15 protein-coding genes are annotated in these 13,175 nt (G+C 30.7%); 9 read left to right on the top strand and 6 right to left on the bottom strand.

The window, feature by feature from the left end:
• Window positions 1–29 precede the first annotated feature (29 nt).
• Window positions 30–1,355, bottom strand: coding sequence for a dicarboxylate/amino acid:cation symporter (locus EV195_RS11225; RefSeq protein ID WP_132795047.1), 1,326 nt, complete (start codon window positions 1,353–1,355; stop codon window positions 30–32).
• A 175-nt stretch (window positions 1,356–1,530) separates the two neighbouring features.
• On the opposite strand from EV195_RS11225, the gene EV195_RS11220 reads away from it, so the two are divergent.
• Window positions 1,531–2,172 (top strand): DUF937 domain-containing protein, encoded by a 642-nt coding sequence (locus EV195_RS11220; protein WP_132795046.1) that lies wholly within the window; start codon window positions 1,531–1,533, stop codon window positions 2,170–2,172.
• A 91-nt stretch (window positions 2,173–2,263) separates the two neighbouring features.
• Entirely contained in the window at window positions 2,264–2,575 is a 312-nt protein-coding gene (locus tag EV195_RS11215; RefSeq protein ID WP_132795045.1) for a DUF6787 family protein, read from the top strand.
• Here the strand turns inward: EV195_RS11215 and EV195_RS11210 are convergent.
• The gene (locus EV195_RS11210; protein ID WP_132795044.1) at window positions 2,572–2,874 is read right to left on the bottom strand and encodes a hypothetical protein; all 303 of its coding nucleotides are present in this window, start codon (window positions 2,872–2,874) and stop codon (window positions 2,572–2,574) included. The genes EV195_RS11215 and EV195_RS11210 overlap by 4 nt on opposite strands.
• 82 nt (window positions 2,875–2,956) lie before the next feature.
• On the opposite strand from EV195_RS11210, the gene EV195_RS11205 reads away from it, so the two are divergent.
• The 3 genes from EV195_RS11205 to EV195_RS11195 are packed head-to-tail and all read left to right on the top strand — an operon-like array spanning window position 2,957 to window position 5,563.
• Window positions 2,957–3,592, top strand: a complete 636-nt coding sequence (locus EV195_RS11205) for an NUDIX hydrolase (protein WP_132795043.1) — start codon at window positions 2,957–2,959, stop codon at window positions 3,590–3,592.
• Between the two features lie 38 nt (window positions 3,593–3,630).
• Window positions 3,631–4,434 carry a lysophospholipid acyltransferase family protein gene (locus tag EV195_RS11200; protein ID WP_132795042.1) on the top strand — a complete coding sequence of 268 codons (804 nt, stop codon included), beginning with the start codon at window positions 3,631–3,633 and terminating at the stop codon, window positions 4,432–4,434.
• A 37-nt stretch (window positions 4,435–4,471) separates the two neighbouring features.
• Window positions 4,472–5,563 carry a M42 family metallopeptidase gene (locus tag EV195_RS11195; RefSeq protein ID WP_132795041.1) on the top strand — a complete coding sequence of 364 codons (1,092 nt, stop codon included), beginning with the start codon at window positions 4,472–4,474 and terminating at the stop codon, window positions 5,561–5,563.
• Window positions 5,564–5,634: 71 nt separating this feature from the next.
• On the opposite strand, the gene EV195_RS11190 is transcribed toward EV195_RS11195, so the two are convergent.
• Complete coding sequence (locus EV195_RS11190; protein ID WP_132795040.1) at window positions 5,635–6,810, bottom strand: cytochrome-c peroxidase; 1,176 nt, start codon at window positions 6,808–6,810, stop codon at window positions 5,635–5,637.
• 125 nt (window positions 6,811–6,935) lie between these two features.
• On the opposite strand from EV195_RS11190, the gene EV195_RS11185 reads away from it, so the two are divergent.
• The 4 genes from EV195_RS11185 to EV195_RS11170 all read left to right on the top strand — a co-directional run bounded on the left by EV195_RS11185 (window position 6,936) and on the right by EV195_RS11170 (window position 11,197).
• Entirely contained in the window at window positions 6,936–8,096 is a 1,161-nt protein-coding gene (locus EV195_RS11185) for an aminotransferase class V-fold PLP-dependent enzyme (RefSeq protein WP_132795039.1), read from the top strand.
• A gap of 2 nt (window positions 8,097–8,098) precedes the next feature.
• Window positions 8,099–8,644 carry an NUDIX hydrolase gene (locus tag EV195_RS11180; RefSeq protein WP_132795038.1) on the top strand — a complete coding sequence of 182 codons (546 nt, stop codon included), beginning with the start codon at window positions 8,099–8,101 and terminating at the stop codon, window positions 8,642–8,644.
• Between the two features lie 41 nt (window positions 8,645–8,685).
• The gene (locus tag EV195_RS11175; protein ID WP_132795037.1) at window positions 8,686–9,450 is read left to right on the top strand and encodes a hypothetical protein; all 765 of its coding nucleotides are present in this window, start codon (window positions 8,686–8,688) and stop codon (window positions 9,448–9,450) included.
• Between the two features lie 130 nt (window positions 9,451–9,580).
• On the top strand, window positions 9,581–11,197 hold the full coding sequence (locus EV195_RS11170) for a class I SAM-dependent methyltransferase (RefSeq protein ID WP_132795036.1): 1,617 nt from the start codon (window positions 9,581–9,583) through the stop codon (window positions 11,195–11,197).
• Window positions 11,198–11,278: 81 nt separating this feature from the next.
• Here EV195_RS11170 and EV195_RS11165 read toward each other — a convergent pair whose 3' ends face one another.
• From EV195_RS11165 to EV195_RS11160, 3 genes are all read right to left on the bottom strand, one after another.
• Window positions 11,279–11,749 (bottom strand): Hsp20/alpha crystallin family protein, encoded by a 471-nt coding sequence (locus EV195_RS11165; protein ID WP_132795035.1) that lies wholly within the window; start codon window positions 11,747–11,749, stop codon window positions 11,279–11,281.
• Window positions 11,750–11,789: 40 nt separating this feature from the next.
• On the bottom strand, window positions 11,790–11,936 hold the full coding sequence (locus EV195_RS16710; protein WP_165915724.1) for a hypothetical protein: 147 nt from the start codon (window positions 11,934–11,936) through the stop codon (window positions 11,790–11,792).
• Between the two features lie 220 nt (window positions 11,937–12,156).
• Entirely contained in the window at window positions 12,157–13,113 is a 957-nt protein-coding gene (locus EV195_RS11160; RefSeq protein ID WP_132795034.1) for a hypothetical protein, read from the bottom strand.
• Window positions 13,114–13,175: the final 62 nt, after the last annotated feature.

Raw genomic sequence — 13,175 nt, 5'->3', positions numbered from 1 at the left:
TTTATATGATAATGAGGATGTAAATAAAATTATTTTACCTTATCGTAGTTATCATCCCAATTTTTTGGTTTCGGATTCCCTAACTTTCCAACAGATTTTGCAACTAAAGTAGCAACTGTAGCATCTCCAGTAACATTAACAACAGTTCTACACATATCTAACGGTCTATCCACAGCAAAAATAAGTGCCAATCCAATTGGTAATAATTCAGCAGGAAAACCTATAGATTCTAACACAATAACTAACATTACCATCCCTGCACTTGGTACAGCCGCACTACCTATAGATGCCAGTAATGCAGTAGCAATAATTATTAATTGATTTGAAAATGTTAATCCTTCTGGCCATATAACTTGCATAATGAATACTGCAGCTATTCCTTGATATAAACTTGTTCCATCCATATTTACAGTAGCTCCCACTGGTAAAACAAATCCGGAAACTTCTTTATCTACTCCTATATGCTCTTCAACTCGTTCCATAGTTACAGGCAAGGTAGCCGCACTTGAACTAGTTGAAAATGCTAATAATTGTGCTGGACTAATTTGTTGTAAAAACCACATTGGTGACTTTTTTGCATATACACTAACAAGTATAAGATAAAAACCAATCATAATTGCTAATCCTGTTACTACACATAGTGCATACCAAAGTAATTTTACCAATATCTCAGTATCATCAAAGGCTATAATAACATTTGCTAATAATGCAAAAACTGCATAAGGAGCGAATAACATTATTAAATCTACCATTTTCATGACGACTTCATTAAGGGAATCAAAGAAATCAATTAAAGGCTTTGATTTTCGCTCATCAATTAAAAGCAAAGATATCCCAACAAATAATGCAAAAAATATAACCTGTAACATTGACGCATTATAAAATGATTTGAAAATATTGCTAGGAAAAATATCTACTAGTGGTTGTAAAGGTCCTGCCCCTCTCTGATCTGAAGCTTTTTTTAGCTTATCTGCAACACCTGCATCATTAGCATATTTCTCTTTAATTTTCTCAATGGTTTCTTGAGACATTCCTGCACCCGGTTTAACTGTATTAACAATACTTAAACCAATAACAATGGCAACCAAAGTAGTGGCAATATAAATACCTAAGGTTTTTAACCCCATCGATTTAATTTTAGAGATATCTTTTAAATCTGAAATACCTTTAATAAGTGAAGCTAAGATTAAAGGAACTGCTATTAATTTCAAAAGATTAATGAAGATTTTACCAAATGGAGCAATCCAATTAGTAACAAATCCTTTACCTCCATCTATAGTATTCATTATAAACCCGAAAAATATCCCAAGAACCATTCCTATGATAATCTTCCAGTGCAGTGCTAATTTCTTCATTTGTTTATTTTGGTTTATGTGTAAGCTGTAAAAATATAAAATTGATAACAATTATAACGAAGTGATACTTATACGGTGAAAAATTAAAAAAATTGTGACTTTGATTTTGTATCTTGTGTCAAATAACTGTCAAAGTAACAATTAAAATATCATTAAACTTTAAAACTTTAGAAAAATGGAAGGAATCTTAGATTTACTAAACAGCCCTATCGGAAAAACTATCATCAGCGGTGTAGCTGGTTCAACGGGACAAGATAATAGTAAAACAGGAAGCGTATTAACAATGGCCTTACCTGTATTAATGAAAGCTATGGAACGAAATGCTGCGACGCCACAAGGAGCAGAAGGTTTAATGGGAGCTTTAAGCAAACACGATGGAGGAATTTTAGATAATCTAGGTGATTTATTTAGTGGAGGTGTTAATAAAGAAGTTGTTGACGATGGTGGTAAAATACTTGGACATATTTTAGGTTCAAAACAGCAAGGTGTTCAACAAGTAATTGGTCAAAAAGCTGGAATGGATACGGGTGCTGTTGCTGATATTCTAAAAACTGCAGCTCCAATATTAATGGGTGTTTTAGGAAAACAATCTAGGCAAAATGGCATTAGTAATGCTGGTGGTTTAGGTGATTTATTAGGCGGAATGTTAGGCGGTAGCAAAACTAAAAACGAACAAAGTTTTTTAGAAAAAATATTAGACGCTGATGGTGATGGAAGTATCATTGATGATGTTGCTGGTATGGTTTTAGGCGGAAGTCAAAAGAAATCTGGAGGCTTATTAGGTGGTCTTTTAGGTGGTTTGTTTGGTAAAAAATAAGATTCAATCTACATAACAATAAAAGGGTAAGCACATTTGCTTACCCTTTTTCTTTTCTATACTTTTGCCCCCAAATATTTAACTTCTTATTTTGGAAAAACTAAAAGAACGTTGGGGTTTAAAAACTAATTGGGATGTAATTGCTGTATTAATTGTTTTTGCTATTAACGGTTCATTCTCTGCTTGGGTAGCTAAACCAATAACTAGTTTTCTTGGATTATCATCAGAAACGTTAAATCCATGGATTTACTATCCTTTACGTATTCTTTTAATATTTCCTATTTATCAAACAACATTACCTATTGTTGGTTGGTTATTTGGTCAATTTAATTTCTTTTGGGAGTTTGAAAAGAAATTTTTAAGTCGTTTAGGGTTTGGGTTTTTATTTAACAGAAAAAACTAAACATCAATCGTTTTTTTAGTCTCCTTCTTATTCTTATTAGTAAACACGTAAGTATACAACCACATAAATGTAAAAGTAGGAAGAACATCTAACCAAGGCATTGCTTCTTCAACAAATGAAATTACAGCTGCTATTTTCCCTTTGTTTCCTTTGTACATTTTAGTCATTAAATAAGCAGAAGCTGGTGCCCAAACAATATCAGTTAATTCAGCTAATCCAGGTATTATAAAAGAAGCATATCCAATAATATCGAATAGTATTCCTAATAGTAATTTTTGATATTTATTTTCTATATTCATATTTTTGATAATTAGTATACAATTCTCCCCAATTTTCAAGTCACTTTATTAGACACAAAAAATCATAAAAGTAACAGTATTAATGAAGTTTTCATATTTCAAAAATCAAATTCATCAAATAAAATCAGCTCCATTAGGCGGATTAGAATCGCAATTTAAGCTCGTTCCCGAATTACGAATTAAGATTTCTGAAGAAAAAATAAAAAAAAGTAATCCAAGGAAAGCTGCAGTTATGGCGCTTTTTTATCCTGATGAAAATAATAAAACTACTTTTTTACTAACACAAAGGGCAAGTTACAATGGTACTCATTCTGCCCAGATAAGTTTTCCTGGAGGGAAATACGATAAAATTGATAATTCATTACAACAAACCGCTTTAAGAGAACTTGAAGAAGAAGTTGGAGTGGCTCAAAATTCAGTTGAAATAATTAGACAATTATCTGATACTTATATCCCACCAAGTAATTTTATGGTTACTCCTTTTATAGGTTTTTTAGACGAAAAGCCTATACTTACACCTAATGAAGAAGTAGCAAAACTTATTGAAATCGAAGCTAAAGCTCTACTAAATGATGAAAATGTTTCTTCTGTAGTTTTAGAAACTTCTTACATGAAAGAGATTGAGGTTCCGTGCTTTAAATTTTATAATCACATTGTTTGGGGTGCTACTGCAATGATGTTATCTGAAATAAAAGATTTAATGAAAGAAATTGAATGAAAATGTTTTTTTAAATTTGTTTAACTAAATTAGTTTTTATGCCCCTATTTAAAAGGAATCCTTTTGGACATATTCTATTTATAAAACGCTTTCTAATTCAAATATTAGGACTTATATCTCATAGTAGGTACAGGAGTTTTAATAATTTGCAAATTGAAGGTTCTGAAATATTAAGACAACTTCCAGATAAGAACATACTTTTCATTTCAAATCATCAAACCTATTTTGCTGATGTAGCAGCTATGTTTCATGTTTTTAATGCTTCTTTAAAAGGTCGTGATGACAATATTAAAAATATTGGATACCTCTGGAAACCTAAGTTAAACCTTTATTATGTTGCTGCTGGCGAAACTATGAAATCAGGGTTATTACCTCGAATTTTTGCCTATGTTGGTTCTGTTTCTGTAGAAAGAACATGGAGAAGTTCTGGGAAAGATATTAATAGACAAGTTAAATTGTCTGATATCTCTAATATCGGAACTGCTTTAAAAGACGGATGGGTAATTACCTTCCCACAAGGTACTACTACTCCATTTAAACCAATTCGAAGAGGAACAGCTCATATTATCAAAACATTTAAGCCTACTGTAGTTCCAATAGTTATTGACGGATTCAGAAGATCTTTTGATAAAAAAGGATTGATGATTAAAAAGCGTAACGTATTACAGTCTATGGTAATTAAAGAACCTTTGGAAATTGATTATGAAAATGAAAGTGTAGATAGCATTGTTGAAAAAATTCAATTTGCTATAGAACAACATCCTTCTTTCTTAAAGGTTTTAACTCCGCAACAACTTAAAGAACAAGAAGAATTTATTGAAAGTAGAAGTTTTTGGGGATAACCAATACTTCTTAAACATAAAAAACTTAGTTACAATTATGTCAAACAAAGAAACCATATTAACTAAAGATTCAATTGACTTTTTAGAAAAATATTTAAACAATGCTGCTCCTACAGGTTATGAATGGGAAGGACAAAAAATTTGGATGGACTATCTAAAACCTTACGTTGATGAATTTATAACCGATACGTACGGAAGTGCTGTTGGTGTTATAAACCCTGATGCTAAATACAAAGTAGTTATTGAAGGACATGCTGATGAAATTTCTTGGTATGTAAACTATATTTCTGACAAAGGATTAATTTATGTTATTAGAAACGGAGGAAGTGATCATCAAATAGCTCCTAGTAAAGTTGTAAATATTCATACAAAAAAAGGAATTGTAAAAGGAGTTTTTGGTTGGCCAGCAATTCATACTAGAGATAAAGGAAACGAAACTCCTCCTAAACAAGATAATATTTTTATTGATGTAGGTTGTGCAAATAAAGAAGAAGTTGAAGCGCTAGGTGTTCATGTTGGTTGTGTTATTACTTACCCAGATGAGTTTCATATTTTAAATGAAAACAAATTTGTTTGTCGTGCTTTAGATAATAGAATGGGTGGATTTATGATTGCTGAAGTTGCTCGTTTGTTACATGAAAATAAGAAAAAACTTCCTTTCGGATTATATATTACAAACTCTGTTCAAGAAGAAATTGGACTTCGTGGTGCCGAAATGATTACGCATACAATTAAACCAAATGTTGCTATTGTTACTGATGTGACTCATGATACAACCACTCCAATGATTGATATGAAAACACAAGGTCATCAAGAAATTGGAAAAGGTCCTGTTGTTGCTTATGCACCTGCAGTTCAACAAAAATTAAGAGATTTAATTATTGAAGGCGCAGAAGAAAATAATATTCCGTTCCAACGTTCTGCTTTATCAAGAGCTACAGGAACAGACACAGATGCTTTTGCTTACAGTAATGGTGGTGTTGCCTCTGCTTTAATCTCTTTACCTTTACGTTATATGCACACCACTGTAGAAATGGTGCATAGAGAAGATGTGGAGAACGTTATTAGAATGATTTATCACGCATTATTAAAAATTGAAGACGGAGAAGATTTCTCTTACTTCAAATAAAGCTTACTAAAAAGGCTTAAACTTATGTAAAGTTTAAGCCTTTTTATTTAATTACATTTAATTATCGTTTTTTAAAAAGGATTACTCCATTTTACTTCATCACTAACTGTATTGTCTGTTAATGTTTTTAAAAATGCGACTAACGCAGCCTTTTCAGCTTCTGTAAAATTAAGCCTTACAGGATTTCCATTATCATCAGTTAATGCTGGAGAAAGTGTAGGATGCGCTTGAATACCGCTATTATAATGTTCAACGACTTCTTCTAACGTTGCAAATCTTCCATCGTGCATATACGGTGCAGTTAATTCTATGTTTCGTAAAGTTGATGTTTTAAAACGTCCCTCAAAAATCGGATTAGTATATACAGCTCCTGCTCCTAAATCGGTTGTAGAAACTAAATCAAGTCCGTTGTTTTGCGGACCAGGATTAGCACTCACAAATGCTTCTGTTGTATGACACCCAAAACAAGCTCCTCCTCCATTTGGAATTGTCTGAAAAAATAAATTTTTTCCTAAATTTTCCTCCGCTGTAAAATTAGCAAAGTTTGCGCCTGGTGAAGTTGAAGAAGCTCTTCCTTGGTCATATTTACTAGAATAACTAACAATACTTCTAACAAATTGCGCCAAGGCTTTTGAAATTTTATCACTTGTAATTTCTGTTGAACCAAACGCTTTTTCAAACAATTCAGGATAATACTCTTGCTCTTGCACAGTACTAACCACTTGCTCTATAGTCATTCCCATTTCTACTGGATCTTGAAACGGCATTAACACTTGTTCCTCTAAGGTAGCAGCTCTTTCATCCCAAAAAAAGCGGCCTCTTTGGTAATATCTAGAATTAATCAACGTCATGGAATGTCTTCCTGTTGTTCCTCCATCAAAACCAATACTTAAAACCTCATCATCCGAAAATCCTTTGTCCTGTTTATGACAAGAAGCACAAGATATAGTTCCGTTTGCACTTAATTTTTTATCATAAAAAAGTACTCGACCTAAAGTAGCTCCATCATTTGTAATTGGATTATCATCTGGAGTGTTATCGATACCATTAACTGATGTTGGTAAAGGCTGTCCTGGTACATTATTGATAAAATGACTTGGTAGGTTGAGGTTTATATAATCATAAGGTTCGTTTGGTAGATTTAAAATACTAGCAGAAACAGGTTCATAATTCTCATTTTCACTACTACAAGCGAAACAAATCAAAACAATTACTAACAACACAAGGGAATACATCGACTTTACCATAAATTATTAATTAGTTTTAGAGTAAGACTACAACAACCTCTATTGGTTTAATTTAACGTAAAAAATTATTCTGATAAATAAAATACTATGCAGCATTTTTTATTTTTACAAGAAATACCATCAATATGAGTTTAACCAACCAAAAGCATCTATTTGATTTACCAGAAGGGATTACTTATTTAAATATAGCCAGTCAGTCTCCTTCTTTTAAAAGTGTGGAAGAAGCCGGAATTAAAACCGTAAAAGAAAAAAGTAAACCTTATATAATTACTGCATCTCGTTATTTTGATCCAATTGTTAAACTCAAAAAACTTTTCGCTCAACTTGTAAAAGCAGATGATTATAATAGAATTGCATGTATTCCTTCTGTTTCTTATGGATTGTCAACTGTAGCAAATAATATAAAACTCAATGAAGGTGATGAAATATTGCTAATTGAAGAGCAATTCCCTAGTAATTATTATGTGTGGGAACGATTAGCAAATAAATACAAGGCTACTATAAAAATTGCCAAACAACCAAATACAACTGAAAACAAAGGAAAGCTTTGGAACGAAAATATATTGAATGCTATATCGAACAAAACAGCAGTGATAGCTATGGGAAATATTCATTGGGCTAACGGAACTTTGTTCAATTTAAAAGCTATTCGAGAAAAAGCAACAGTGCATAATTCATTATTTATTATTGATGGAAGTCAATCTGTTGGTGCATTACCTTTCTCTGTTGAAGAATTACAACCTGATGCTTTAATATGCGCGGGTTATAAGTGGCTATTTGGACCTTATGGTTGTGCTTATGGATATTTCGGTTCTTATTTTGACAATGGAATTCCTCTAGAAGAGAACTGGTCGAATCGACTCAATAGCGAAAATTTAAGCGGATTAACCAATTATCAAACTGAATACAAACCACTTGCCAATCGATACTGCGTTGGTGAACACGGAAGCTTTATTTATACGGAAATGCAAATTGCAGCATTAACGCAACTTTTAAAATGGAATCCGGTTGAAATTCAAGAATACTGTCTATCTATTACATCAGATTTTATTAAAAAACTTCGAGAAGTTGGCTGCATTATTGAAGAAGACGAATTTAGAGCTAAGCATTTATTTGGAATTCAACTTCCAAATCATGTTAACATAGAGAGTATAAAAAATCGTTTACAACAAGAACAGATATTTGTTTCTTACAGAGGTAATTATGTTCGAATTTCTTGTCATTTATTCAATACAAAAGAAGATTTTGACAAATTGACCAAGTGTTTTCTATCTGAAATTCAATAACCATGGATGAATTAATAGATATTGTTGATGAAAATGGCAAGTACACTGGAAAAACCTGTTTAAAGTCCCAAGCTCACAAATATGGTTACTTCCATCCTACTGTTCATATATGGATTTATACTTCCGATGGAAAAATATTATTACAGAAAAGAGCTTTATCAAAAAAAGTATTTCCTGGTTTGTGGGATATTTCTGTTGCAGGTCATATAGCAGCTGGTGAAAAGATTGAAATTGCGGCATTAAGAGAAGTTGAAGAGGAAATAGGTTTTACTATTTTTCCTGAAAATCTTATTAAAATTGGCACTAGAAAACATCAGGTAAATCATACAAACGGAATTATTGACAACGAATTTCATCATGTTTTCATTTCTGAATTAACAGTACCTATTGAACAACTTGTGATACAAGAAAGTGAAGTTGATGAGTTACAATTGTTCGAATTAGATATTTTAAAGAACACTTCAAAATTTAAAAATGTACTTCTTCCCGAATACAGTGATTATTACGAATTTGTATTTAATACAATTTATACTCTTTTAAACAGATAGTTTTCTTAGATTTGCGCCTTAATTCAAAAAAACTTAAACAAATGAAAATCAGTAAGGTATTACTTTTATTCATCACATCTATTTCTATTTTTAATTGTACAACTAACAAACACGATTTCCCTCTTGAAAAACAATATTGGGACATTAAAGATTATGATAAAGCAATTTTAGACCTAAGATTTGGTTATCTAAACAACGAACCTAAACCTACTTTTGATAATCCTGAGAAAAGAATTATTGTAGAAAAATTGTTAGATAAACAGAACTACAAAGTTATTCTAGATGATACTACAATAAATCTTAAAGAGCGAAATAAATTTGCACATGATTTTTTTGACCAATGGAAAGAAATGACTTCTATTTATGAAGAAAAAGACGCTAATAATAAATACATATACGGTAAGGAATTATTAGCAGTTTGGCATTTTGGTTTAGAATTTCACATGGAATATTTTACTATTGGTAATAATGCTATTTATACCTTTTCTGCTAATCCGAATGGAGATAAAGTAATAAATCGTATTAATGAAAACATGACTGAATTAGTTAAAAACTTTTCTAAATACATGAATTTGATTAAAGATGAAGATGCTTTTTATGAAAATGAAAAAGAATTCTTTATCAAAGGAATAGATACTTACTTTACAAAGCTTATCATGCAGCATCCAGAAGCTGATTATAAACGTGTTGAGGAAAAAGTAAATACTGTTCTTAAAAAGATTGAATCTAAAGAAATTAGAAATTCGTTAGATTCTTTATTAGAAACAATTAATTTCATCAGGTTGAAAAAGACGGATGTGATTTAAAAATCATAATTCCTTTATAAACAATAAACTCATCTCTTTTAGATGAGTTTTTTTTTGAAAAAAATCTGTGTTTTTTAGAGTTAATTTATAAATTTAAGACATAACAATCAACCTAATAAAACTTCACTAAATGCTTTCAAAACAAGAAAAGTCTGAACTAAGAGGCACATTATTTCGTCACTTAGATGGAATTGTCACCTGCCCAGCAGCTTATGAGTTACATAAAAAAGATATTACAACTCACATTATAAACAATAAAAAAATAGATGTAACCGAATTATCCAAGACTTTTAAAGCAAACGAAGGTTATTTAAATGTTGCCCTTAGAACTTTGGCTTCTCAAGGTTGGCTTGCTTATGAAGTAAATAACGAAACCAATAAAGTTACAGTAAATACAAATGAATATTCTGAAATAGCGTTTAAGAACTTTAACCTTTACAAAGAAGCTGCAGAATTACTTAAATTTTCAGAACAATATAGTTCTAGAAAATTTGAACTAGCACCTTTTTTAAAATTAGAGAGCTTGTATTTTAATTTTAAAGACAATTTTGGAATTACACTTTCTTCAGATCACAAAACGTTAGCGATACAAAAACAAATTCTTACCCATATTGAAGGAATCATTGTGGGCCCTACGCTAGTATTATTAGGAATGAATGGAATGTTTCATAAATATTTTATGCAAACAAAGTTTAAAGCTGAGGAATTCCATAGAGATCCAGAAAACTTTGCTCGATTACTAGATATTTTAACCTTTTTAGGTTGGTTTAAAAAAACGGGAGATTCCTATGAATTTACAGATAAAGGGTTGTTTTTTTCTCGTCGTGCAAGTGCTTATGGTGTAACTGTTTCTTATATTCCGACGCTAAGAAAATTAGATAAATTTATTTTTGGTGACCCTACAATATTCAGATCTGAAGGAATTGGAAATGAGGAAATTCATGTGGATAGAGAAATGAATGTTTGGGGAAGTGGTGGTGCTCATGCCTCATATTTCAAAGTAATTGATGAAATTATCATTAAACTTTTTAATAAACCTATTCATGAGCAGCCTAAAGGAATTTTAGATGTTGGTTGCGGTAATGGTGCTTTTTTAAAGCATTTATTTAATGTTATTGAAAATCAAACGGAACGCGGAAAAGTATTAGAAGATTATCCGCTTTTATTAATTGGTGTTGATTATAACGAAGCTGCTTTAAAGATTACTCGTAAAAACCTTGTGCAGGCAGATATTTGGGCAAAGGTAATTTGGGGAGATATTGGAGATCCTGAAGCAATGTCTAAAGATTTAACTGAAAAATATGGTATTAATCTATCAGATTTATTAAACGTTCGAACATTTTTAGACCATAATAGAATTTGGGAAGAACCTAAACTTAATGGAAAAATTACTGCCACCAATTGTTCTGGAGCTTACGCTTACAGAGGAGTTCGCATAAACAACGATTTAGTTATAGAATCATTAAAACAACATTTTAATAAATGGAAACCGTTTGTTAGTAAGTTTGGTTTATTGTTAATTGAATTGCACACGTCAAAACCTGAATTAATCAAAAATAACATCGGAAAAACAGCTGCAACAGCTTACGATGCTACTCATGGATATTCTGACCAATACATTATAGAAATTGAAGAGTACATGAAAGCGATGGAAGAAATCGGGTTAACTTCCGATGATTCAACTTTCAGAAAGTTTCCAAATTCAGACTTAGCAACGGTTTCAATTAACTTATTCAAGTCTAAATAAACCGAAATAAAATATTATAATAAGTAATTTGAAGCGGGAAGTACTAAATTAAAAGTAGCTTCCCGCTTCTTATAAATCCCATTATGAAATTTTTATAGTTTTTACAGGCTTTTTCTTAGCTTCTTCTCTCTTAGGAAGTATTACTTCTAGTATACCATCTGTATAATTAGCTCTGATTTTTTCATCATCTACTGTATCAGGAAGTTTAAATTTTCTTTCAAAAGATGAGTAACTAAATTCTTTTCTTGTATAATTTTCTACTGTTTCATCATTAACATACTCAACAACCGATGAAATAGACAACAAGTTGTTATCTACATTTACATCAAAATCTGATTTTTTCATTCCTGGCACCGCCATTTCCACAATAAAACTATCATTAGTTTCTTTAATATTAACTTTTGGAACAGCACTATTTGGTGTTACATCTGATGAAAAAAATGAAGGAAATCCACTCATAAAAAAATCGTCAAATAACGTAGACCTTTTAGGATAGTTTGTCTTAGTATTCGCCAAACTTCCATTTTTTGATAATGTTGCTAAATTGCTCATAATTAAAATTTTAAAAAAGTTAGACAATTGGTTACTAAACTTATAGGTTTGTAAAAATATAATCACCACTACTACGCATTTTATTGTAGTAATATTCATTTACAAACACTGGTACTTTTAAATAAGGAAATTTAATTTTGAAGTTGTCGTTTTCTTTACCTAGAAATTTTACTTTAGTTTTTTTCATAATCCAAAAATTTTAATCTAAAAAATTAATAAACCATCAAAAACAAATTCACTTAAGAATACACCAATTTTATGCCAATTGAAATTGACGTAATTAATCCGTCAAAATGACATTTTAAACTACAAAAAAAGTTAACTTAAAAAACGTGAATACAAATACTACTATGTAGAAAACTGTCAATTTTACATTAAGAAAAAAGTAAACCTTATTCAATTAGTATTTAGTCTTGATTCTCTGGGAATCGAACATACTTTGTAATAGTATCGGTATCTCCCCATTTAATTTTAAGAGAATCTTTGGTTACAGAGATAATTTCTCCAGACTGAGTTGCATTCTTATAAAACACCTTTAATAAATTATTTTCTAAGGTATATTTATACGAAGCATCCCCATCTGTATCGGCTAAATAAAACTCATCTGTATTAATCATAAATTCGGCATGAGGATCAGAAACATCTGAAGCCCAAACTCCGTAAAGAAGACCTAAATCTACAGCAACTACATCTTCCTTAAACTTAACCAATTCAGGACTTATTATAATCGTTTCTTTCTTTTTTGGAATAGCTCCGTGCTCAAAAATCAGTGCTACTTTATTACTCTCTAACTTAATCAAAGAAGTAATATTAACATCATAAAAATCTGATATTACAAAAGTTTTGTTTTCATAACCTAATTCGGTAGCTTGAATTAAAATATGGATATCAGTTTTAGAATTTTCAGTTTCAATAGGTAATTTTTCTCCATTATAAAACGTCATAACTCTTACAAAAAAATCATCTCCGTAAATAGACTTTTCTTGATGAAAATCTTTTAGTACAGCTTCAAAATCTGATTTAGACGTTTGAGTTATAGTAGAAAAATGTTCATAAACAAACATACTGTCTACCTTTTGTATGGTGTCATTAAAATATTTTCTATTGATAATTTTATGTTCTCCACCAAATAATTTTTCAACGACATTAATTTCTGAATCTAATGTTTCTACAAAACGATAATAACTTCTAGAAATTGAATCTTTAGGCTGCCTTAGTCTTTCAATTTCTTTATTCAAATCAGTAATTAATTCCTCTTTTTGAAGCAATTGCTTATTTAGTTTTTCAATTTCATTTGAGTTTTCAGTATTGCTACAACTCATTAAAAACTGCAATAACAATAAAAATACTAACCTTTTAAACATACTTTCTAACTTTAAAGTAAATATAGCAAAACAAAAAACCTCGAATAATTATTCGAGGTTTT

The sequence above is a fragment of the Tenacibaculum skagerrakense genome, from assembly GCF_004345825.1.
GTDB classification, from domain to species: domain Bacteria; phylum Bacteroidota; class Bacteroidia; order Flavobacteriales; family Flavobacteriaceae; genus Polaribacter; species Polaribacter skagerrakensis.
The sequence above is the reverse complement of the archived record's forward strand: the minus strand, read 5'-3'. Positions and strand labels throughout refer to the sequence as shown.